Annotated in this window: 20 protein-coding genes; 9 read left to right on the plus strand and 11 right to left on the minus strand. The window is 70.2% G+C overall.

The features are described from left to right. The first annotated feature begins 113 nt into the window (after positions 1 to 113). Together ABZU25_RS23080 and ABZU25_RS23085 are read left to right on the plus strand one after the other, a co-directional pair. Positions 114 to 635 carry a SigE family RNA polymerase sigma factor gene (locus ABZU25_RS23080; protein ID WP_355031437.1) on the plus strand — a complete coding sequence of 174 codons (522 nt, stop codon included), beginning with the start codon at positions 114 to 116 and terminating at the stop codon, positions 633 to 635. Then, positions 632 to 1,900 carry a hypothetical protein gene (locus ABZU25_RS23085; RefSeq protein WP_355031438.1) on the plus strand — a complete coding sequence of 423 codons (1,269 nt, stop codon included), beginning with the start codon at positions 632 to 634 and terminating at the stop codon, positions 1,898 to 1,900. The genes ABZU25_RS23080 and ABZU25_RS23085 overlap by 4 nt, the downstream gene beginning before the upstream one ends. A 69-nt stretch (positions 1,901 to 1,969) precedes the next feature. Here the strand turns inward: ABZU25_RS23085 and ABZU25_RS23090 are convergent, their stop codons facing one another. The 4 genes from ABZU25_RS23090 to ABZU25_RS23105 form a co-directional block, all read right to left on the minus strand. After that, positions 1,970 to 2,221, minus strand: a complete 252-nt coding sequence (locus ABZU25_RS23090; RefSeq protein ID WP_355031439.1) for a transcriptional regulator — start codon at positions 2,219 to 2,221, stop codon at positions 1,970 to 1,972. A gap of 55 nt (positions 2,222 to 2,276) precedes the next feature. Further along, a complete protein-coding gene (locus tag ABZU25_RS23095) occupies positions 2,277 to 3,527 on the minus strand; it encodes an MFS transporter (protein WP_355031440.1) in 1,251 nt (416 codons plus the stop codon). Between the two features lie 143 nt (positions 3,528 to 3,670). Continuing rightward, positions 3,671 to 4,552 (minus strand): fructosamine kinase family protein, encoded by an 882-nt coding sequence (locus ABZU25_RS23100; protein WP_355031441.1) that lies wholly within the window; start codon positions 4,550 to 4,552, stop codon positions 3,671 to 3,673. Positions 4,553 to 4,724: 172 nt separating this feature from the next. Then, positions 4,725 to 6,701: a GTP-binding protein gene (locus ABZU25_RS23105; RefSeq protein ID WP_355031442.1), complete on the minus strand. Its 1,977-nt coding sequence runs from the start codon at positions 6,699 to 6,701 to the stop codon at positions 4,725 to 4,727. Between the two features lie 445 nt (positions 6,702 to 7,146). Here ABZU25_RS23105 and ABZU25_RS23110 point away from each other — a divergent pair, with 445 nt between their 5' ends. Further along, a complete protein-coding gene (locus ABZU25_RS23110; RefSeq protein ID WP_355031443.1) occupies positions 7,147 to 8,385 on the plus strand; it encodes a cellulose-binding domain-containing protein in 1,239 nt (412 codons plus the stop codon). Between the two features lie 101 nt (positions 8,386 to 8,486). Here the strand turns inward: ABZU25_RS23110 and ABZU25_RS23115 are convergent, their stop codons facing one another. Next, complete coding sequence (locus ABZU25_RS23115) at positions 8,487 to 9,722, minus strand: cellulose binding domain-containing protein (RefSeq protein WP_355031444.1); 1,236 nt, start codon at positions 9,720 to 9,722, stop codon at positions 8,487 to 8,489. A 170-nt stretch (positions 9,723 to 9,892) separates the two neighbouring features. Next, positions 9,893 to 10,864, minus strand: a complete 972-nt coding sequence (locus ABZU25_RS23120) for a PaaX family transcriptional regulator C-terminal domain-containing protein (protein WP_355031445.1) — start codon at positions 10,862 to 10,864, stop codon at positions 9,893 to 9,895. A 160-nt stretch (positions 10,865 to 11,024) separates the two neighbouring features. Between ABZU25_RS23120 and ABZU25_RS23125 the strand changes: the two genes are divergently transcribed. Further along, positions 11,025 to 11,540 (plus strand): hypothetical protein, encoded by a 516-nt coding sequence (locus tag ABZU25_RS23125; RefSeq protein ID WP_355031446.1) that lies wholly within the window; start codon positions 11,025 to 11,027, stop codon positions 11,538 to 11,540. Positions 11,541 to 11,628: 88 nt separating this feature from the next. Here ABZU25_RS23125 and ABZU25_RS23130 read toward each other — a convergent pair whose 3' ends face one another. Together ABZU25_RS23130 and ABZU25_RS23135 are read right to left on the minus strand one after the other, a co-directional pair. Then, entirely contained in the window at positions 11,629 to 12,672 is a 1,044-nt protein-coding gene (locus ABZU25_RS23130) for a hypothetical protein (protein ID WP_355031447.1), read from the minus strand. Between the two features lie 463 nt (positions 12,673 to 13,135). Beyond that, complete coding sequence (locus ABZU25_RS23135; protein ID WP_355031448.1) at positions 13,136 to 14,485, minus strand: cellulose binding domain-containing protein; 1,350 nt, start codon at positions 14,483 to 14,485, stop codon at positions 13,136 to 13,138. Between the two features lie 757 nt (positions 14,486 to 15,242). On the opposite strand from ABZU25_RS23135, the gene ABZU25_RS23140 reads away from it, so the two are divergent. From ABZU25_RS23140 to ABZU25_RS23150, 3 genes are all read left to right on the plus strand, one after another. Next, positions 15,243 to 16,178, plus strand: coding sequence for a hypothetical protein (locus ABZU25_RS23140; RefSeq protein WP_355031449.1), 936 nt, complete (start codon positions 15,243 to 15,245; stop codon positions 16,176 to 16,178). Between the two features lie 97 nt (positions 16,179 to 16,275). Then, the gene (locus tag ABZU25_RS23145) at positions 16,276 to 17,061 is read left to right on the plus strand and encodes a peptidyl-prolyl cis-trans isomerase (protein WP_355031450.1); all 786 of its coding nucleotides are present in this window, start codon (positions 16,276 to 16,278) and stop codon (positions 17,059 to 17,061) included. Continuing rightward, positions 17,058 to 17,486: a hypothetical protein gene (locus tag ABZU25_RS23150; protein WP_355031451.1), complete on the plus strand. Its 429-nt coding sequence runs from the start codon at positions 17,058 to 17,060 to the stop codon at positions 17,484 to 17,486. The genes ABZU25_RS23145 and ABZU25_RS23150 overlap by 4 nt, the downstream gene beginning before the upstream one ends. A 30-nt stretch (positions 17,487 to 17,516) precedes the next feature. On the opposite strand, the gene ABZU25_RS23155 is transcribed toward ABZU25_RS23150, so the two are convergent. Together ABZU25_RS23155 and ABZU25_RS23160 are read right to left on the minus strand one after the other, a co-directional pair. Beyond that, positions 17,517 to 18,749 carry a sigma-70 family RNA polymerase sigma factor gene (locus tag ABZU25_RS23155; protein ID WP_355031452.1) on the minus strand — a complete coding sequence of 411 codons (1,233 nt, stop codon included), beginning with the start codon at positions 18,747 to 18,749 and terminating at the stop codon, positions 17,517 to 17,519. Further along, positions 18,749 to 19,102, minus strand: coding sequence for a YciI family protein (locus ABZU25_RS23160; RefSeq protein WP_355031453.1), 354 nt, complete (start codon positions 19,100 to 19,102; stop codon positions 18,749 to 18,751). Before ABZU25_RS23160 ends, ABZU25_RS23155 begins: the two co-directional genes overlap by 1 nt. 186 nt (positions 19,103 to 19,288) lie before the next feature. On the opposite strand from ABZU25_RS23160, the gene ABZU25_RS23165 reads away from it, so the two are divergent. Then, positions 19,289 to 19,516 (plus strand): hypothetical protein, encoded by a 228-nt coding sequence (locus tag ABZU25_RS23165; RefSeq protein WP_355031454.1) that lies wholly within the window; start codon positions 19,289 to 19,291, stop codon positions 19,514 to 19,516. Next, the gene (locus ABZU25_RS23170) at positions 19,513 to 19,872 is read left to right on the plus strand and encodes a hypothetical protein (RefSeq protein WP_355031455.1); all 360 of its coding nucleotides are present in this window, start codon (positions 19,513 to 19,515) and stop codon (positions 19,870 to 19,872) included. Before ABZU25_RS23165 ends, ABZU25_RS23170 begins: the two co-directional genes overlap by 4 nt. Before the next feature lie 82 nt (positions 19,873 to 19,954). On the opposite strand, the gene ABZU25_RS23175 is transcribed toward ABZU25_RS23170, so the two are convergent. Beyond that, the gene (locus tag ABZU25_RS23175; protein ID WP_355031456.1) at positions 19,955 to 21,430 is read right to left on the minus strand and encodes an arabinofuranosidase catalytic domain-containing protein; all 1,476 of its coding nucleotides are present in this window, start codon (positions 21,428 to 21,430) and stop codon (positions 19,955 to 19,957) included. Positions 21,431 to 21,462 lie beyond the last annotated feature (32 nt).

The raw sequence follows: 21,462 nt of genomic DNA on the forward strand, positions 1-21,462 counted from the left end.
CCGCGACTGGATCGCCGTGGGCGGGGAGGTGCATTCGCCGGGAACATCGCCGGACCGGTAAACCTCGCGAGCCGACGCGGTGTCTTGCTGGTTGACGAGGCCCGGGAGGTCGGATGAGTGATTCGCGTGGGGCGGAGTTCGATGACTTCGTTCGCACCCGGTCGGTGGTGCTGTTGCGGGTTGCCTTCCTGCTGACCGGGGACCGGCACGCGGCGGAGGACCTCCTCCAGGAGGTGCTGGAGCAGGTGTATGTGCGCTGGCGTCGGGTGCAGAGCAGCCCGGAGGCGTACGCGCGACGTGCGCTGGTCAATCGGTCGATCAACCGGTGGCGTTGGCGTGCCCGGCGTCCCGAACGGGCGCTGGGTGACCACGACGGGGTTGCCCGAGACCATGCCGAGGCCGTCGCGGTTCGTGAGCTGGTCGTCGGGGCGCTGCGGGCGTTGCCGGCTCGGCAGCGGGCCGCGGTCGTGCTCCGTTACCTGGAGGACCTGCCGGTCTGCGACGTCGCGGCGGCCATGGGCTGTTCCGAGGGTGCGGTGAAGAGTCACGCCTCGCGTGGATTGGCCCGGCTGCGGGAGGCGCTTGCGGAATCGGATCTTGCCGTTCCCATCACTGAAACCAGGAGCTCACGATGACAATGAACGACAGTGACGTGCGCGAAATCCTGTATCGCGCGACGGATGACCTGGTCGCCCCGGCGGGTCTGCTGGGTGCGGTGCGCCGGGGTGGGCGGCGCCGGGTGGTGCGTCGCCGGGCCGTGTTGGCGGCTGTCTGCGCGGCCGTGGTGGCCCTCCCCGTGGCTGGCGGGCTTCGACTGGCGGGCGACGGAGGTGAGGCGCCGGTCGCCGCAGCGCTGTTCGACGAGCCCACGCGCGGTGACCTGGCCGCCGACGAAGGTTACCTGCGGCAGGTCCGCGAGGCGTGGAAGCGCCAGCTGAAGCAGGCCGGCGTGACGACGCGCGGCGAGCCGCACGTCGTCTGGGCGGGGACCACACCCGCTGGCCCGGCCGCCTACGTCGCCGGCGGCACCACGCACTACACAACTGTGGGTTTCGTCGAACCCACCGCCGATGGCCCGCACATCGGCACCCTGACGCAGGTTGGCGATACCGGAACGGATGGCCTCGAGCAGGCGACACTGCTCGGGTCGCAGCGCGACGTGCTCCTCGTTCTCGACTTCGGGCAACCCGTGGAGTTCTCGGCGGACCTGCGGTATCTGCCCGACGGCAAGGTCGAGCGGACCTTCACTCCGGTGGCGTTCCGAGACGGCGCGGCGGTGCTGCCCGTGCCACCGCAGCGCACGAAGCTCACCCTCGCGCTCGCCAGAACGCCAGTCAGCCGGCAGAACATGATTCACGTCAGCAACACGCACCTGGTCCTCTTCCCCGATGGCAGGGACCGGCCGGCGTCACCGCTGCTCCGCCACACGTTGCCCGGCGCGGAGCAGGTGTGGGGCACCGACCCCGCTGCCAGGGAACTGGATGCGCCAGCCGAGGCCATCGCCGAATACATCGACCAGGTAGGCGTGCACACGCACAACGGATCTCCCCGCCTGTCGGTCCACGGGGCAACCCCCGACGGTCGGCGGCTTCTCGTGGAAACCATCCAGTACGACGACGACCCGTCCCGGGTCATCGCCCTGCTCGCCGGCAGGTACCTGCCCTTCGAGGCGGTCGCCAGCACGACCGCGGACTGGCTGGCACCGCTGCCGGTGCAGCTACGACTGCCTGACGACCAGGGCATTCTGGTCGCCGCTGAGGGATCGGCGTTGAGTTACCGAGTCGCCGGCGGTCAATGGCAGGATGCCGGCCGCGACGCAGCGCTCCTACCCTCCGCGGCCACCGACGTACGTGTCACCAACGCCGCAGGAACCACGACCAGCATCCCCGTCGAGCCGTGACACCCCGGTCTCGGGAAGACCGGTGACGATCGGCCGATCGGGTGGGCAACCCGAGCGAGGGCGCCCTCCTCACCTGCGGCGCATGAACGCGTGCAGTTTGCTGCTGCTCCCCACCGGCGTCACATTGATCAGCTCCCACCCGGTGTGACTGAGTTGGTCGGCGGCGGCGAGCGCCTGGCTGATGCTGTCCCCGCCGGTGGCATAGACGACCACGGCAAGGTGCCGGTGCGGGTAGGCGCGCAGATCGACCAGTTGCCGGAGAATCGCCGCCGCCGTGATGGCGCGGTAGCGCGTGACAGATTCGATGGTTTCCTGGGGCATGCCTCGACGATAGGGGGCAAGCCGCCCGGCCACGAGGTCGAGTCGACCGCCCGTCCTATCGGCGAACGGCGTCTCCGTCCGGGGCAGGGGTGACCGGGCGGGTAGCCGCGGGGTCGGCGCAGGGGCGGGCGGCGCTCGACACTGGCCCGGCGGAGCCCCGCCACGCGTCCACAGCGAGCAGCGTGAGCGCGACCAGCGTCAGCAGGCCGCCGACGAGAGCCAGCGGACGTGCCCCCGAGGTGGGCAGGAGGACACCGCCGAGCAGTGAACCGCCGGCAATCCCGGCGTTGAAGGCGGTGCTGACGCCGGCCGACGCGATGTCGGTGCTGCCCGGGGCCAGTTGCAGCATCCGGCTCTGCACGGCCGAGCCGAACGCCGCGTAGGCGAGGCCGATCCCGGCGAGGAGTGCGACCGCGCCGGGCTGGAGCGCGCCGAGCGCGTACAGGCCGAACAGCGAGGCCGTGCCGAGGCTCAACGGCGTCAGTAGGGAAGCGGTCGGCCGGGTGTCCAGGGTCCGGGCCGCGGCCAGGGTGCCGACGACGCCGGCGGCGCCGGCGGCGAACAGCAACGGTGCCAGCACCGCGTCGGCGAAGCCGCTGACGTCGAGCAGGAACGGTGTGACGTAGGTCTGCAGGGTCATGAAGCCGCCGATGCCGAAGGCGGTCGCGACCAGCAGCAGGGTGAAGCGCCGTCCGTCCGGTGCGGTCCCCCGGGCGGCGCCGCCAGCGGCCGGGGGATAGGAGGGCAGGAAGACGAGCACCGCGGCGGCGATGGCCAGACCAATTCCGGCCAGCACCGCGAACGCCACCCGCCACCCGGCGTGCTGCCCGAGCCAGGTGCCCAGGGGTACGCCGAGCACCGGGGCGAGCGTCGCCCCGGTCGCGAACAACGCCACCACCCGGCCGCGTACCGCGACCGGAAAGGGCCCGGTCACGGTCGCCGTGGCGACGGACCAGAACAGCGCCTGCGCGAGGGCGGTCGCGAGCCGGGAGCCGGCCAGCACGGGGTACGTGGACGCGAGCGCGGCAGTGGCGTTCGCGGCGGCGAACAGGAGCATCGTGACGCCGAGCAGGTGCCGTCGGGGGATCCGCTGGGTCAGCCGGGCCAACGGCACGGACGCCAGCACGACCACGATGGCGTACCCGCTGACCAGCAGACCCACCTGGGAGCGGGACCGGTCGAGATCGGGTGCGATGTGGGTCAGCAGGCCGACGGGCAGCAACTCGGTCGTGATGAACGCGAACGCGGCGAGGGACAGCGCGACGAGCACGGCCCTGGCCCTTCGCGGCGACACCTCCGGCGCCATGGCCCACCCCCATTCGTGGTCACCGTAGTCGAGGGGGTTCCGTCCCCGTTCCGCAGCGGATCACCCGGGCGCGGCTCCTGGTCGTCGGGCCGGCGATGCGCCGACACGCGGGAGGTGGCCGCGGTCAGCCGTCGGGCCTCGGGTCAGGATCGCGCCCGGAAGGGGGCGAGCACGGCACGGATCTGGTCGGCCGCGCCCCAGTCGTCGTCGAACTGCGCCAGTACGGCGAGGTGTTGTCGCAGCTGGACGATCGGCATCCGGGCCTGCCAGCCGTCGTCAAGCGCGGTCAGGTCCGCGTAGACCTCGAAGAACCGTTGCGCCTCGGGTGGGGGCGAGGTGGACCACACGTGGGCGAGGTCGACCTCGGCCCACATGTAGGACACCGCCGGGTCGATCAGCGCCGGCCGCCCGTCCGCGGTGGCCAGGATGTTCTGGGTCCACAGGTCGCCGTGTGTCAGGCACGCGGGCCGGTCCGGCAGCAGGTCGGGCAGCCGGTGACAGAGCCGTTCCAGCGCCGCCCGGTCTCCGGCGTCGAGTGCCGCCTCCACCCGGGGCTGCCCGAGCCACCGCAGCAGTCGGTGCTCGGCGAAGAACGCGTGGCCGTTGTCATGCCACGTGTTGACCTGGCGGCGGCGGCCCAGCCAGTTGTCGTGGTGCCAACCGAAGCGGGGATGGGTCGTCTTCAGGTGCATGTCGGCGAGCAGGTGTGCGAGCCGCTCCCAGAAGACCTCGCTGTGCGGTCTCGGGTGCAACACCGACAACACGAGTAGTCCGCTGTCAGCCAGGAGCACCTCGGGTGTCGGCACGCCGCCGAGCTCGCGCAGGGCGGCCAGCCCCTTGGCCTCGGCCAGGAAGACCCCGTCGGCCGGCGCGTCGGCGAAGGCCTTGACGAACACCGACGGCGCGCCCCGGCGGCTGGCTATGCCCGCGACCGCCGCAACCCCGCCGGCCACCGGCTCCACCGCGACGACCTCGCCCATCCCGGCCGCGAGGAGGCGCTCCCGCAGGATCGTCGTCGAGCGCATCAGGGCGCACTCCTCAGGGTCGGTGTGCTCAGGTCAGCACAGCTTAGGTGGCGGCGAACCACCTTCCGTCCTCGCCAGAAAGCTGTCGATCAGCCCCGCCGCCTACCGACGTCGGTTCGGTACGGCTCGCCGCGCCCACGAGGCGGGCGGAGCGCACCGGTAGAGCCAGGTTTCAGGACCGGTTCCGGGCGAGGAAGCGCAGATACTCCACCCGATCGAACGGGTTGCCGTCGGTGCGGGGCCGGCGCGGCGGGTCGCCGGACACCAGGCGGTCGCCGCCGGGCGCCGACGACCACAGCCCCTCCCCGCTGGACAGGTCCGGCAGCCGCCGTTGCGCCTCCGGTTCGAGCCGCGCCGGCAGCACCCCGCCGATCCGCCAGCCGGCGGCGCTCTCGTCGGTGCCGTCGATCCGGGCGCCGAGCCGGCCCAGGTACGACGTGACCGCGCCGAGCCGGTCGGCCGGTACCTCCGCCTCGAACCGGCGGCACGGCTCGAAGACCCGGGTGCCGGCCTTGGCGAGCGCCCGCATGAGGACGTACGGCGTCAGATCGCGGAAGTGCCCGGCCGTGGTGATCGGCGACCAGTAGCCGCTGTGGGTGAGGGTGGCCCGGATGTCGGTGACCGGCCAGCCGTGGCAACCCTGGTCGAGAGCGGCCCGGGTGGCCTCCTCGATGGCCTTGTGGAACGACAGTGGCAGCGAGCCGAGTTCGACCTCCAGCCGGTAGTCCACCCCGGAGCCGGGCTCCACCCGGAACCCGACAGTGCCGAAGAAGCCGTGCCCGATGATCTCCACCGCCGTGCCGGTGCCGGTCGGCCGCTCGACGTGCACGAGTCGGCCCGGCCCGAACGCGGCCTCGACCCCGTACGCCTCGGCCAGCGTGGCGGCCAGCACCTCGCGCTGCACCTCGCCGTAGAGCAGCACACTCGTGCCGCCGTCCGGGGCGACCCGGGTCCGGAGGAACGGGTCGGTGTCCGCGATGTCCAGCAGCGCGGCGTGCAGCGCCAGCGTCCGGGCCGGATCGCGGGGTCGCACCACCGCCTCCACTGTCGGCGCCGGAAAGTACGACCGTCCGTCGAGGCCGGCCGTGCTGCCGAGCTGGTCACCGAGGCGGACCCCGGTCAGGCCGGCGACCCGAGCGATGTACCCGGCGGTCAGCGTGGCCGGCGGATGGTCCCGCCCGGTCGGCTCGGCGTGGTCGGTGGCCGCGCCGATCACGTCGAGCCGGGTGATCCGGGCGCGGGTCGCCGTGATCCGGCCGTCCGGCTCCCGACGGTACGCGACGACCCGCTGGCGGGCCCGGAGCTGCCCGCCGTACGACCGCAGGTACGCCACCCGCTCGCCGGTGGGGTCGCGTTCGATGGCGAAGACCCGGGCCCGCGGCTCGGGCTCCGCCGGCGGCGACGCCGGGAGCAGGGCCGCGATGGCGTCCAGCAGTTCCGGTACGCCGGCTCCGGACATCGCCGAGCCGAACAGCAGGGGGTGGATCTGACCGGCCGCGACCTGGACCCGAAGCGCCTTGGCGATCCGATCCGGGTCGGGGGGCAGGTCGTCCACCAGGGCGGCCAGCAGCTCGTCGTCGTGCTCGGCGAGGGCCTCGGCGAGCCGGCGGGCGGCGCTGTGGTCGTACCGCGGGTCGTCGTGCCGGAAGGCGGCCTCGGGGGTGCCGGGCGCGCGGACCGTGCCCAGCGGGGCGACGGCCGGGGTGAGCAGTCGGCGCGCGTCCGCGACCAGCTCGTCGGTGCGGGCGCCCGCCCGGTCGATCTTGTTCACGAAGATCAGCGTGGGTAGCCGGACCGACCGGAGGATCCGCATGATCCGTCGGCTGTGCGGTTGCACCCCCTCGACGGCCGACAGCACCAGGATTGCCGCGTCGAGCACGCCGAGCGCGCGTTCGACCTCGGCCACGAAGTCGCTGTGCCCGGGGGTGTCGAGCAGGTTGACCTGGCAGTCGGGCAATCCGAATGCGGCCACGGCGCTGCGGATGGTGATGCCCCGGCGGCGCTCGATCTCGCCGGTGTCGGTCTGGGTGGTGCCCGCGTCGACGCTGCCGAGCCGGTCGATGACGCCGGTGGCGTGCAGCAGGCGTTCGGTCAGGCTGGTCTTACCGGCGTCGACATGGGCGACGATGCCGAGGTTGATGGTCTGCATGGGCTGACGGGTCCTCGAAAGCTCGCGTCCGGATGGGCGGGAAGGTTTCGAGTCCTCGCATCGCCGTGCTCCTGTCGGTCGTTCGTTCCGTGACACCGGACCGATGGTGGCCCGGTCCAGCCTCGGTCACGCTGGCACGGCCGGGGCCGGCCGGTCCACCGAATAAACGCGCACCGGCTGTCACCTCGCGTGATCCCACCCGGAAGGGTGACGCTTGATTACATCGTCTTGCGTCAATAGATTGACGGTGGGCGCCGCCGACGTCCGGGTGACCGGGCCGTCGGCGACTGACAGGTCCATCCCGAGCCGGGCACCGCGGTCGTACGCACCGACCAGTCGTTGTGGCGCGCCGCCGCGCCGCACCAGGCGCGTTGGCGCGCTGCGTTCGTCCAGGACGCGCGTCGCCGCGCCGCCTCCCTCCAGCTCGATGGCAGAAGGACCTCTCATGACGATTCTCCGCGCCCGACCCGCTTCGACCCTGGCGGTCGTCGCCGCACTGGCCGCCGTGACCGCGACCGGAACGGCAGTGCTCACCAGCCCGGCCTCGGCCGCCCAGGGCTGCCGGGTGGACTACACGCCCAACCAGTGGCCAGGCGGATTCACCGCCAACGTGAAGGTGTCCCCCGGCGACACCGCCGTCTCCAGTTGGACCGTCACCTGGACGTACGCCGGCGACGAACGCGTCACGAACGGCTGGAACGCCACGGTCAGCCAGTCCGGCTCGACGGTGACCGCCCGCAACATGTCGTACAACGGCAGCATCCCGGCCGCCGGCGCCACCGAGTTCGGCGTGCAGGGCACGTACGGCTCCAGCCGCGGCGCGCCGACCGGGTTCAGCCTGAACGGCGTACCGTGCAACGGCACCGGGCCGACCCCGACCGGGGTGCCCACCACGATGGTGCCGACGACGCCCCCGCCGACCAGCGCGCCGCCGACGACGCCGCCGCCCACCACCCCGCCGCCTACGACGCCCCCGCCGACCACTCCGCCGCCGACCGGGTGTGCCGGGGCGGTGCTCTGCGACGGTTTCGAGAACCAGACCGGCTCGGCGCCGTCCGGCGACTGGACCGTGGTGAACCCGGACTGTTCCGGCGCCGGCACGGCCACCATCGACACGGCCACCACGCACAGCGGCAGTCGGGCGGTCCGGATCAACGGCGCGGCCGGGTACTGCAACCACGTCTTCATCAGGTCCAACAAGAACCTCGGTAGCGTGGGCAGTGTCCGGTACGGCCGGATCTGGGTCCGGCACACCACCGCCCAGCCCACCGAGCACACCACGATGATGGCGATGACCGACTCCGCCGACGGCAACAAGGACCTGCGGATCGGCGGCCAGAACGGCGCCCTGCAGTGGAACCGCGCCTCTGACGACGCGACCCTGCCCGAGCAGAGCCCGGCCGGAGTGGCGCAGAGCGTTCCGCTACCCACCAACCGGTGGGCCTGCCTGGAGTTCATGGTGGACGGCTCGGCCGGTCAGCTCCGTACCTGGCTGGACGGCACTGCCATCGCCGGGCTCACCGCGGACGGCGTACCAACGCACGACATCGACGGCCAGTGGTACAACCGCACCTGGCGGCCCCAGCTCACCGACCTCAAGCTGGGCTGGGAGAGCTACGGCGGCGGGGCCGACACCCTCTGGTACGACGACGTCGCGGTCGGGTCCAGCCGGATCGGCTGCTGAGCCGTCGAGAGATCACCGAGGGGTACGAAACGCCATCGGCGGGCCGGCGCCCAGGCGCCGGCCCGCCGAGCGGCGTAGCCCTTCCGCAGGAGCGGCGAGTTTCAGCTCCCGGTGCAGGTGGCGGTGGTTCCGGTGCCGTTTCCGGTGCCCTGGAAGCCGAAACTGGTGGTCTGACCCGCGCCCAGTCGCCCGTTGTAGCTCTGGTTCGCGACGGTGATGGTGCCGCTGGTACCGCTGGCAACGCCGTTCCACACCGAGGTGACCGAAGCTCCGCTCGGCAGGTTGAGGGAGACTCGCCAGCCGGTGAGCGCTGTGGTTCCCGCGGTGACCGTGACGTTGGCGACGAATCCGCCGTTCCACTGGTCCTGAACGGCATAGACCGCGGTGCAGGCGGGGGTGCCGCCGGGCGGCGGCGTGGTGGGCGGTGGCGTCGTCGGGGGTGGCGTGGTGGGCGGTGGCGTGGTGGGTGGCGGCGTGGTGGGCGGCGTGCCGCCGTCGAGCGTCAGGTTCTTCTGCTGGACGGTCCACTGACTGCGGCACAGACCGCAGTTGGGGCCGACGAAGTTGCCGCCGGCGGTGGTGTCGCCCTTCAGCCGCCACTTGAGGTAGAGCACCGCCACCCGGCCGAACTCGCCGCCGTTGGTCTGGTCGTACGTGCCGCCATGCCCGACGTTCAGGTTGCCCATGAAGGCGGGCAGGGTGGCTGGCAGCTTGCCCCAGTCGTCAATGGCATTCGGGTAGGCGATGTCGCTGGGCCCGCCGATGAAGTAGGCGATCGGCTTGGTCAGTCTCCGTAGTTGGTAGTCGTCGGCATCGTTCAACAAACCGCTGCTGAAGATGCCGGTCGTGGTGACGCGCGGGTCGTTGGAGACGGCGTAGGCCTCCAGACCCCCGCAGGAGAAGCCGGCGACGGCGACCTTCGTCGTGTCGATCTTGTTGTAGTACTTGCTGCCCTGCCGGGAGTTCTCCGCGATGGCCCAGTCGATGGACTGGGTGAGCATCTGGGAGGTGGTGGAGCCGGATGCGTTCGGAGCCCCGTTGGCAATGGCGAGGAAGCCGTGCGAGGCGATCTCCCGGAGGAAATTGCCCTGGGAGAGACCGTTGGCCGAGCAGCCGCCGTTGCCCCAGACGACGATCGGAAGGCGCTCGGACGGGAGTGTCTGCGGCCGGAAGATGGTGTGGTTGGCCAGGCCGGTCGAGGTCTCGTAGTCAGCGGGATAGGGGCCGGACCCGCCGACCGCGGCATCGGCCGGTGTCGCGCCGAGCGCCATGATCACGGATGCGATCGGGACGACGGCGGCCGTCAGTCCCACGTAGATCTTCGATCTTCTCCTCATTCACCCCTCCAGCGGATGCGTCGATCACGCTCCCGGTGGCGGCGGCGTGGTGGCTGTGCCTGCTCGCCCGACCACGGTCCCCGCAGGCGATCCGATGGGAGCTGTATGCAGTTACTATCACTGCGGTAACGATAAGTGTCAATGTATGGTCTGGCCCGTCGCGACCGCCGTCAACCCGAAGGTGGTGGCCCGGGGTGCCGGCCGCCGGTCGGCTCCGGCCGCGAGGGATCACTGGAAGCCTGGAAGTGCGTGATCCACGAGGAGGCGTCCGGCCAGTGCGGTGTTGCCACCTCGACGAGACGCGCCTGCGCGAGCGAGCCCAGCGCGGAGTGGACGTCCAGGAAGGTCTCCCTGGCCTCCTGTCGAGGCCAGGGCTTCGGCAGCAGATGCGGCGGCAGATCCGGATCGAGGTCCGCGAACTTACGCCAGGAATCCATCGCGGACGTCCGGGCGATCAGCGCGCTGGCGGGGGAAACCTTCCCGTTGCGGGCGGCCACCCGCAACTCGGCGTACCGCCGGACGAACGTCGAGTACGCCGACGCGAGAGCGCTCAGATCGTACGCGGCCGCCGGGCCGTGCTCCCCGGCCTCCTCGTCGAACCGGACGTGCATGACCGACCACCGGGCACCCTCGACATGGTGCAGCAGCCCGCCCAGCGCCTCCCGCACCGGCGCGGCGTCGGCCCCTGGCCGGATCCACACGCTGTCGTACAGACCCACGAAGCTCAGCGCGCCCAACGTCCTGCGTACGGCGTGCCGGGACGCCTGGCCGGCGCTCGGAATCGAGAAGGACGCCAGCACCCAGTCACCGGTCCACAGCGGCGGGCGGGCGCCGAAGTTCAGAAAGAGCCGCATCCGGGAGCGATGCCTGGCGATCGCCGCGGGCGTGAGGTGGTAGACCGGCAGCCGCCGGTTTCCCCGCACCGCGATGAGGCCGCGCTTGACCAGCCGGGACAACGCCGCACGGGCACTGGACTCGCTGACTCCGAACTCCCGCAGGATCGCGATGACCGCCGCCGACGGCAGATCGGCATCCGTGGAGTCCAGATACTCGCCGAGCAGCGTCGCCAGCAGATGTTGCGGGCTGGACCCGATCTGAGCTCGGGGGACTCGGAGGTCGTCGGCAGGCTCGTGGGTGCTCACCTCCTCAGGTTGCCGCACCGCGCTGCGCAGGACGCCGTCGGACCTCGACCCCGGGAGCGCGCACGGCGTGGCCGGGTACGCGGTGGTCGCCCGTCACCACGGCGCGGTCTGGGTCCGCCACGACGACCGACCAGGCGGTGCGGGGAGGACAATCGCGGCCATGCATCTCGCCGCGGTTCGCGAAGACGTCGCTGTCATCGACATCCTTCTCCGGGACATCGCTGAGCGTCCGGTGGACCTGACAGATCCGGACTGGCAGGCGAAGCTGTCCACCAGGGTGCCGCCGGTGGAGGAGGCCGGAGTGGCGGCCGAGGCGGCGGCGGCCCTGACAGCTCTGCTGGACGCCTACGAATCCGGTGACGAGGGGGTCAGGGACGAGGTCCGCCAGATCTTCCGGGCACACCACGCCTTCAGCTGGGGAGTCGGCCTCACGGGTAGGTGGCCATCCGCGACCGCCGAGTTCCGCCGGCGGCTGGTCCACATCTCGGCTCGGGACCAGTCGGAGGATCCCCGCGACGACCTCGTCGAGATCTGGGAGCTGTGCGCCGGAGCGCGCGGACGCGGGGTAGACGTCGAGCCCATCGTTCGTGCGGTCGCTGACATCTCGGGTGAGGTCGACCATCTCGGCATGGGATCCACCCGCGTCCTGATTCTGCGGGGCCTGGAACATCGCTGACACCGCCACATCCTCGCCGCACTGTCGGACCGATTGCCCAGAGTCCGCCGCAGGTACTTCGTGTGCCGGTGGCGGGAGGAAGCACCGCTCAGGCCCTCGGTACGGTGCTGGCGCCTGCCGTCCGCTCCGGACGCGACCGGGTGCTGAGGGCGTAGCCGGCGGTCGTGACGCCCATCGACACGCCCCAGCCGAGGAACACCAGCAGCGTGGCGGCTACCGCCCACCCGTCCCACACGTCCGACCACGGCAGTTCGCCGGAGAGTAGTCGGCCGAGGAACACCGCGCTGCTCAGCACGCCGTACGTGACAAGCGTGAGCGCCACCGCCCCGGCTGGGACCACCGCCAGCAGCCGGGGAACCGGGCGACCGCCCAGGCCCGGCACCCAGCGCGGAAACTGCTGCCCCCACCGCTGCACCAGCCCGAGAACGAGCAGGCCGGCGAGCGGTGGGACGACAGTGATCGCTACCCCGGTCAGCGTCGAGAGGTTGTTGTCGATGTCGTTCAGTTCCCGCTCGGAGATGCCGAACGGAACGCCGAGGACCCAGAGCCCATGGGGTAGCGCCCAGCCGACCACCGGCAGGGTGACCGCCACGTACGCCCAGCGGCGCGTCCAGCGGGGCACCGGCCGGTAGCCGGGCGTCACCGGTCCGCGCCGAGGGCCGGACGCGTTCGCCAGCCCGGCGAACAGGATGCCACCGGCCAGCAGTGCGAGCCGGGCGCCGAGGTCACGCCAGTCCGAGGGGCGTCCCGTCAACGCCGCCGGGATCTCGAAGAGCAGGTGCAGCGGGAACGCGGTGACCAGAAGCAGCGCCGCCGCGAGCCAGCTACCCGTGGTCGCGGCACGGCCGGGGGAGCGGACCGCGCACACGACCACCACCGCGAGGGCGACGCCGACCGCCAGCGCTCCCCAGCCCGCGAAGAATGGCAGCGTCTCGACGCGGTCGGCACCGCATCCCCCCGCCGGATCGACCAGATGAGTCCGGTCGCAGGCGGTGTACGCCCATCGGCCACCGACGATCCAGTACAGGTGCAGAGCCACCTCGCCGACGAGGAAGAGGCCAGATGTCAGCGCCCATGGTCTTACCCGCTCGGCGGCTGCGGGTCGGTGCGTACGAGCGGTACGGTCAGACATGTCGCTCCCCTGTGGACAGTGCCGTGCCGGCTCACCGGACCGGTGGTCGAGACGCGGGCCATCCGCCTCGGAGACCAGCAGCCACACGCCGGCAGTCATGGATTGATGATCTGCGGCGGTGGACGACTCCTCCTCCCCGGCGCAGGGGAGTGCGCTCCCTCTGCGGAGGGGACGGCCGCGGGCTCCGCTCAACGGGACGTGTCGGAGTAGACCCCCACGTCGTAGAGCAGTTGCACGTGGCGGCGGCCATTGGTGACGCCGACGAAGATCGGGTCACCGGCCGGGGTGCGACCCTGGCGCCACGCCTCCTCCCGCGCTGCTTCCCGCGACTCGTGGTGCGTCTTGCCGTCTCGGTGTAGCTGGAGAACGCGACGGGCGCTGGCCGCGGAGGTGGACTGTGGCCGGCTCTGCCGGCCCGGAGGCCCGGAGCCACTGGCTCCGGGCCTCCGGTGTCGCCCTTCGCTCAGGGGCTGGTGCAGGTGATGTTGCCGGGTGGGGTGGCGCCGTTGCCAGTGGCGGTGAACCCGAAGGTGGTCGACGCGTTCGGGGCCAACGTGCCGTTGTAGGCGGCGTTCCGGACGGCGACGGTGCCGGTGGTGCCCGTGTTGATGCCGCTCCAGAGGCTGCTGATGGCCTGGCCACTGGCCAGCGTCAGGCCGACGGTCCAGCCGTTGACGGTGGCGGCGGTGTTGTTGGCGACGGTGACCTCACCCTGGAAGCCGCCCGGCCAACTGTTTACCAGCTTGTAGGTGGCGGCGCAGTTGCCGGGCGCCCCGGTCGGGGGCGGAGTCGTCGGCGGGGGCGTGGTTGGCGGGGGCGTGGTCGGCGGAGGAGTGGTGGGCGGGGGCGTGGTCGGCGGGGGCGTGGTGGGCGGGGGCGTGGTCGGCGGGGCGGTGGTGGGCGGAGTGGTGGACTGGAACTGACTGAAGAATCTCCAGATCTCGCCCGAGGTCCAGGTCCTGCTGTCGTTCGGGCTGGACGATCCGTCGACCGGACTGGGGGTGTGGTCTCCGTCGAAGGCGGCCCACTGCACGGGATAACCCGCTCGGCAGCCCGCGTAGGTGGTCGTGATGTGGGTGAGACTGCCCCGGCTTGGTTCGCGCGGGCTCTGCGCGGTGCAGCCGTTGTTCCTGACGAAGGTGTCGCGCAGCGCACGGCCCTGGGAGATGTTCAGCACGCTGTCGTAGATGCCGTGGATGCCGAAGTAGGCGACGGGTTGGGTGCCGCCGTTGCAACCGCTGAGATTGGCGCCGGACAGGACGGTGACCGCGCGGATGACTGTGGGTCGGGCGCAGGCCACTGCGTAGCTCATCGCCCCGCCGTAGCTCCAGCCCAGGGCGAAACGTTGGGTCGTGTCAACGCACAGGTCGTTCTCGACCTGCCGGGAGATGTCGTCGAAGAGCGTCAGGTCGCGACCGTTGGTGTTGGCCCAACCGGCGTCGATGCCCTGGGGCGCGACGAAGATGGTGGTGTTGTTCGACAGCGGCGCAAGCCCGTAGTAGCCGGCCGAGGCGACGTTGCTGGCCGAGCCGTTCAGCCAGTGGAAGCCGAAGATCAGCCGGTACGGCTTGTTTCTGTCGTAACCGTCCGGGATCCGCAGGATGTAGCTGCGACTCTGGCCGCTGCTCTGGATGGTGCGTGTCCCGTTGGTGAGCGTCGGGGCCTTGCCGCAGCCGGCGGTGGCCGCGAGCGTGCCGTTCGTCGCGGCCACCGCCGCTCCCCGCAAGCCGCCGTTCAGCACGCCACCGGCGGTCGCCGCGAGGAGAACCGCCGCGCCCGCGATGAACGAGAAGAGTTGTCTATGTTTTGCCATTGCGTGACTCCTTGCCACTGGTAGTCCTGTGGTGGTGGTGCGCGGGACCGGCCCCGGCGACCGCAGGCCGTGCCCGTTGACGGGTGGCTGTGGCGCTCTCAGGTGCCGGAAGACGGCTCCCCTTCCGTTGCGGGCCGGCGTGCAGGTCGGTGCGGCGTGCACGGGTGACGTGCGGGCCGTACCGCCGCTGTCGGGTTGTCCGCGACGGGCCTTGGAAGCTGGGGCATGCAGCCGGACCCAGGTTGTCCGGCAACCGCCTGCGGTCGCCTGGCATCGGCGGAGCGGCCCGGACTGGTCACCGACTGGCAAGGGCGGCCGGAGAGCGTCGCCCTCGGCGTGCCTTTGTCGATCGACTCTAGTGATTGGGAGCGTGCCCTTCACTCCCGCGCCGAAAGATAGCATGTTATCGATAACATGCTCAACCGCCCGAGTCGTCCTCAGGTGCTCTGAACAGGTGTAGCTTCCCGGTCTGCCTCGGCGTCGCGGGGTGTCGCGGGTGGGTGCCGGTCGCGCGTCGACAGCGGTCCGCCAGCCCGGTTCGGCCGCGTCCTATGTACCCGAGAAGTGCCTTGGTCGAGGCCTCGACTAAAAGATCTTCCAAGAATTTGCATTGACGCCTGTGCATTTATCAACGAGGATGGACGGCGGTGACATTTAGCGGGGGGTGTTATCGCGTCTGGCGGTCGATTCATCGCCATTCGAAAGAGCGACTAGTTCTGCTGCACCCCCTACCGGACCTCACGAGGGGATGGCATGCATGAAACGTACGCTCGGAGTACCTCTGCTCTTCGCCAAGATCTTGGCTGTCGGCTTCGCGGTTGCCCTGGCTGCGCCAGGGTTCGCGCCAGCCGCAGCCGCGGCGTCGCTCCAACCACTGTCCACAAACGACTTCCGGGCAACTGAATCATCGGCCGACCGTGATTCTGGCACATTCGCCCGCTCGGCCACGATGATCGAGTTCTCGGCGGCGGCCAAGAGCGCCGTGGCGTCGGAAGTTACCCTGTCCGTTGCTGGCAAGAAGTTCACCGCCAGCAAGGACATCAGCAAGGGTGTCGCCACCTGGTCCGGCGGCGGGGCTTCGCTTCAGCCGGATGAGCGCACTGCGCTCGGCGCGTTCGCCAAGTCCCTCGAATCGTCGTGGGTCAAGCCGGCAAATGCCGCGAAGACGCCGATTCCGCTACACCGGGACCTGACCATCCGCCTCGCCATGCTGGTTGCCGAGGCGCCGGTCGGCACCAAAATCGGCAACCTGGACGTGCCCCGCCCGGTGGAGCGGTACGGCCAGCCGAAGGTTCCGGACATGAAGCTCGCGGTCGAGTCGTGCGTCAAGGAGGGCGCCCAGGCTACCGCGCCGAACAGCGCGTCCCGGAGCGCGGTGCTCGCCGCGTGCCAGCAGAGCAACGAGGACGGCATTCTCTACACCGGATGCAATGAGAACGCGTGGGTGGTCCACGATGCGAACAGCCACTGTTTCCTGGGTGAGAGCATCTATGTTGGTCCGGCCTCGTACGACTGCATGGGTAAATGCGGTGGTGGTTGCTTCATCATCACCGGTTACACCTACGACTGTGCTGACCACGATCGCTGCGGTCGCGAGCACGGTGGATCGACGAACCCATGGGACGCCGAATGCGGCGACGAATATTTCGAAGCCGATGACGACTTCCTGTATTCAAGCAACCAATGCGGTTAGAGTCTGAGGCCCTCGTACGATGAAGCGACTGCTGATGTCCGTGGCGCTCGTCATGCTCGCGGTCTCGGCGTCCGGGTGCGGGTCCACCGAGAAGTCGGTGGACCCGCCACCGAACGCACTGGCCACGGTGGCGGGCGAGCCAATCACTGTCGAACGTGTCCAAGCACTCATGCCTGATGATCCCCTGCCGCCGGTGTTGGTGGTGGGCGGCTACTCCGGACCCTGGGGGGAGGCACTGAACCTGGCGATCCGCGACGAACTCCTGGTGCATGAAGCCGCTCGTCGTGGCCTCAGTGGGTCGACCAGAGCCGAACAGATCGCCACCCTCATCAAGCAGGAGCAGCGCGATAATCCCGGCTTCACAATGGAGAACATCGCCGACGATGAGGCACGGTCCTGGTATCAGGAGCACCGCAACCTGTTCGGCGACGTGGCTCAGGCCGAGGTGGCCTGGGCGGAGTTCACGGACGGCGACCAGGCCAAGAAGGCCATGGAGCGGGTGGCCGGCGCAGATCAGCCCACGTTCCAGCGACTGCTACGCGAGGACAAACCGACGAACAGCGGCACCGCCACGATCGACGATCAGCACGACGATGTCGACGCGATGGTCACCCGTGCGGCCTATGCGATTGCCGCCGCTGGTGGCATCGGGCTGTCCGCCGATCCGAAGAACAAGCGCTGGTGGGTGGTCCGCGTCGAGCGCATCTCCTTCGAGACGGTCGCCTGGGACGAAGCGCTTGCCTACCGTGTCAAATCGGCGATGACCGCGTACCGTCAGGACGAACATCTGCGCCAGCTCGCCGACTCGTTGCGGAAGAAGTGGCCGGTCCACGTGTACGAGGCGAGGCTCGCTGACGTCATGAGGACGGAGGAAGCGAAATGAACGTGGCTACCATTGCCGGCGGCCTTGTCGCGCTCTTCATTGCCGCCGCAGCGTTCGTGAGCCTACGAAGGCGCGGTGCGGCATCCGGTTCCGTCGGTCTGCTACTGAGAATCCTCGCGGTCGCCGCCACAGCCTGGATCGTCATTGCGCTGTTGCCGTTCACGATCGACGACAGCGGTGGTGCCGCCAGCTATCTGCTGGGCGTACCAGCGGTTGCGGCCATCTGTCCCCTCATCGCGGACCTGACCCACCGTGCTGTCGCCACGACCACGACCGTCGCGGCGCTGGTGATCCTGGTGTGGGCGCTCCTGCTGGGCCTCGGTATCGGTCTCTGGTTCGTCCTTCCGGCCCTGCTGCTGGGGGTGGCGGCGATAGCCACAATGGCCAACCGAGGCGCGACGGTGCCGAGCAACCAGGATGCCTGAGGCCGACTACGGCGCCTGAGGTGCTGACCCTTACAGATTCCGCCTGACGTCCGTCAACCGCTCGGTGAGGAAGGCGCGCTCGACGTCGTTGTCGGTAAGGGTCAGCGCCTCCTCGTAGGCCGTCACTGCCTGGGGCCACCGCCTCAACTGACGCAGGAAGTCGGCACGGGCGGCGCTGAGATATCCGTAGGTGGCCAGGGCCGGATCGGCGAGCATCGGTGTGAGCGCGTCGAGTCCGGCCTCGGGGCCGTCGCGTAGCCCGATCGCCACGGCGCGATTGAGGCCGACGACGGGCGACGGCCACAGCCGGAGCAGAGCGCCGTAGAGCCCGATGATCTCGTTCCAGTCGGTGTCCTGCCAGGTCGGCGCCTCGGTGTGTACGGCAGCTATCGCGGCCTCCAGGGCGTACCGGGTCGGCGGCCGACGGCGCAGCGCGTCGGTCAACAACGATGTGCCCTCGCCGATGAGCTGCCAGTTCCAGCGTGTGCGGTCCTGCTCGGACAGGAGCACCAGCCGCCCGTCGACGGACCTGCGGGTGTCCTGGCGTGCCGCGGTGAGCAGCAGCAGTGCCAGCAGGGCGCTGATCTCGGCGTCGGTCGGCATGAGCAGGTGCAGCATGCGGGCCAGACCGACAGCGCTGTCCACCAGGTCCTGCCGCACCAGGTGCGCGCCCACCGGTGCGGTGTGGCCGGTGGTGAAGATGAGGTGGACGACCACGAGTACAACGCTGACCCGCTCGCCGAGTTGGTCTGGACCCGGTACCCGGTACGGGATGCGGGCCGCGGCGATCTTCCTCTTGGCCCGGGTGATCCGGGCGGCCATGGTGCTCGGCGGCACCAGGAACGCGCGGGCCACCTCCGTGGTGGACAGCCCGCACACCAGGCGCAGGGTCAGGGCGACCTGCGCCTGCCTGGACAGTGCGGGGTGGGCGCAGGTGAAAATGAGGCGCAGCCGGTCGTCGACCAGACCATCCTCGGGACCCGGCATCGTCTCGTCCGCGACGAGCAGTGGCATCTTGCGACGGAACACCGACTCGCGACGCAGGACATCCCGGGCCCGGTTGCGAGCGATGGTGGTGAGCCAGGCGCCCGGCCGGTCCGGAATGCCGCTCTCGGCCCAGGTCTCCAGGGCCTGTGCGAACGCGTCCTGGGTGCACTCCTCGGCGAGATCGAGGTCTCGGGTCAGCTGGGCGGTGGTGCTGAACACCTGGGCCCAGTCGCGGCGGTGCGCCTCCGCGACCGCCGCGACGACCGTGTCGTTCATCAGTGGTCGACCACCGGACGGATCTCCACACCACTGTGTGCCGCCTGCACCTCGGGAAGCAGTGCCGCCAGAGCCAGCACCTCGTCCAGGTCGGCCGCCTCCAGCAGGTAGTAGCCGCCGAGTGCCTCCTTGGTCTCCAGGAACGGACCGTCGGTCGTGTCGAGGTGGCCGAGTGCGTCCGAGCGCAGCGAGGTGGCGGTGGGCGCCGGCTCCAACTGTTGCCCGCCGATGATCCGTTCGCCGGCCTCGGCCACGAACGCCACGTGGGCGGCGTCGTGCGCCTTCCACTGCTCGTCGGTCATCGCGTCCCACTGCTGCGCGTCACCGTAGATGAGGATCATGTACTTGGCCATGTCTCGTATCCCATCGTGTGCTGGCCCCGTCGGTGGTGGCCCCTACATTGACGACGAGCCAGCAGGGCTCCGGATCGACAGCCGGGACGACATTCTCGGTCCGACGACCGAGAATCATCGCAGGCTCCGGGTTCCGGTCACGAGCGCCCGGCGGCGCGGCCCGCCGCGGGCGTGAGGAGGATCGACATGGCAACTAACGCGCTCGCCGAGCGCCCGCCGGAGCGAGAGCTCGGGGCGATCGTGCTGATCGCCGCCCCGTTCGTCGGCGCGGGCGGCTGGCACGCCGACGGGTTCGAGCTGCCGCACGACCTCGGTGCGAGGCTGCCGCCCGGCGGCGATCATCAGCTCGACGACGACCTGAGCAAGGTGGCAAGAGTGATCGAAGGTGTTTCGAGAGAGGTGGGAGACGCATGACGCGCGGACCGGTGTTGGTGGTCGGCCTCGATCCGGTCAGGACCCCTGGCTGGGATCCCGCGCCGGTGGTGGCGGCGATAGCACGCGGTCAGGCCCGCTTCGACGATCTTGGCATTGCGGCCGACCTGTGCCTGGTGGCACCCGACGAGGACGCCGAGAAGGCAATCGCCGAGGCGCTGACCCGGAGAGATTACGCCTGCGTGGTCGTCGGTGGCGGTCTCCGCAAGCACGAGCCACTACTCGTGCTCTTCGAGAAGGTGGTCAATCTCGTCCGGCAGCATGCTCCCGGCGCGGCCATCGCCTTCAACAGCAGCCCCGAGGACACTGCCGACGCAGCGCTGCGCTGGCTGTACTAGGCAGGCGCATCCGCCGTCGCCGGCGGTGCCGCCTCCGCGGACTGCGCGGAGACGGCCCGACCGATCGGGTGGTGGCGCGGGTTCAGCTACGGGTCGACCACTGCTGGTTCTGTTGTCCGTTGCAGGCCCAGAGGAGGAGCTTGGTGCCGTTCGCGGTCCCTGCTCCGTTGGCGTCGAGGCAGAGCCCGGACTGGACGCCGGTGATGGTGCCGTTGGCGTTGATGTTCCATTGTTGGTTGGTGCTGCCGTGGCAGTCCCAGATGATCGCCTGGGTGCCGTTGGTGGTGCCTTGGCCGTTGGCGTCGAGGCACTTGTTGCCGTACACCTGGAGTTGTTTGCCGGCGGTGTAGGTCCAACGCTGGGCGGTGTTGCCGACGCAGTCCCAGAGCTGCACCTGGGTGCCGTTGGTGGTGGTGCCGTTCGGCACGTCGACGCAGCGGCCGGACTGGCCGCCGACGACCTGTACGCCCTGTTGCGGGTTACCGCCACCGGCCGGTGCGTACCCGGCGGCGGCGATGTTGGCCTGCACGGCGTCCTCGGTCGCGGCAGTCGGGTAGCCGGAGGTCAGCACACCCTCGAAGAAGGTGCCCCGCCCGGAGACACTGTTGTCGCCGCCGATGCCGAGCAGGATGGCGCCCTCCTTCTTCATCGGGTGGTAGCCGTTGGGGCGCCGTCCGTCGAAGTAGGTGGTCAGACCACCCGACTGGGCGCTTGCGCCCCGGATGGCCCAGTGGTTCGGCTCACCCTTGACCATGGCGGTCACGAATCGGTGGTTGATGGACGCGATGTTGTTGTATCCCGCGTTCACCCCGGAGAACAGCCCCCACTCCAGGTCGGCCATGACCCAGGGTCCGGCTCCTGCCCCGTAGCCCCACTGCTTGTTGGCGCCGAAGTAGACCGTCTCCATGATGGCGGGCGCGTCGGCCTGTCCGTCGGTCTGCGCGTTGCCGTAGTCGAAGCAGCACCACTGGTTGTAGTGCGTGCCGTCGACGACGGCGTAGATCCCCTCGGGCTGGTCGCCGGTGGCGACGCCGTTGGTGTTGTTGTTGCGGTAACCGGTGCCGGGTGCGATGTAGACGCCGTAGGCCTTCTGGCCGCCGACGGTGATCGGGGCCGCCTTGGCGTCGGCAAGGTTGTCCCATCCGCCGGGAAGGGGGCCGGGCCAGTAGCCGGGAGGTGCCTGGGTCAGGCGGTTGTTACGGCCGGACTGGTCGTAGAGGATGGTGATGACGCAGTTGGTGTTGGCGCAGAACGAGTCCTGGGTGGCGGCGTTGACGTAGCCCCCGGCGCTCAGCACACCGATGTCGCGGGTGGTGTTGTCCGAGGAGCGCCGGACCTGGTAGAGCGGGCCGTTGTACGCGCCGTACAGGGCGCGGGTGGTGCTGTGCGCGGCCACGCAGGGGGTGCCACCCGAGGCGTAGATGTCGCACGGTCCGGTGCCGGCGGCGCGGGCGACGCCCGGCGCGTCCGAGACCACGTAGATGCTGGCACCCAGGGCGAGAACCAGCAGGGTCCCCGTGGCGGCCAGCAGGCGACGGAGTCGTCTCTTCACATTCATCGGATCCTCTCGGTGGTGTGGTGGGGCGGTGG

The organism is Micromonospora sp. NPDC005215 (assembly GCF_040607915.1).
Classification (GTDB): domain Bacteria; phylum Actinomycetota; class Actinomycetes; order Mycobacteriales; family Micromonosporaceae; genus Micromonospora.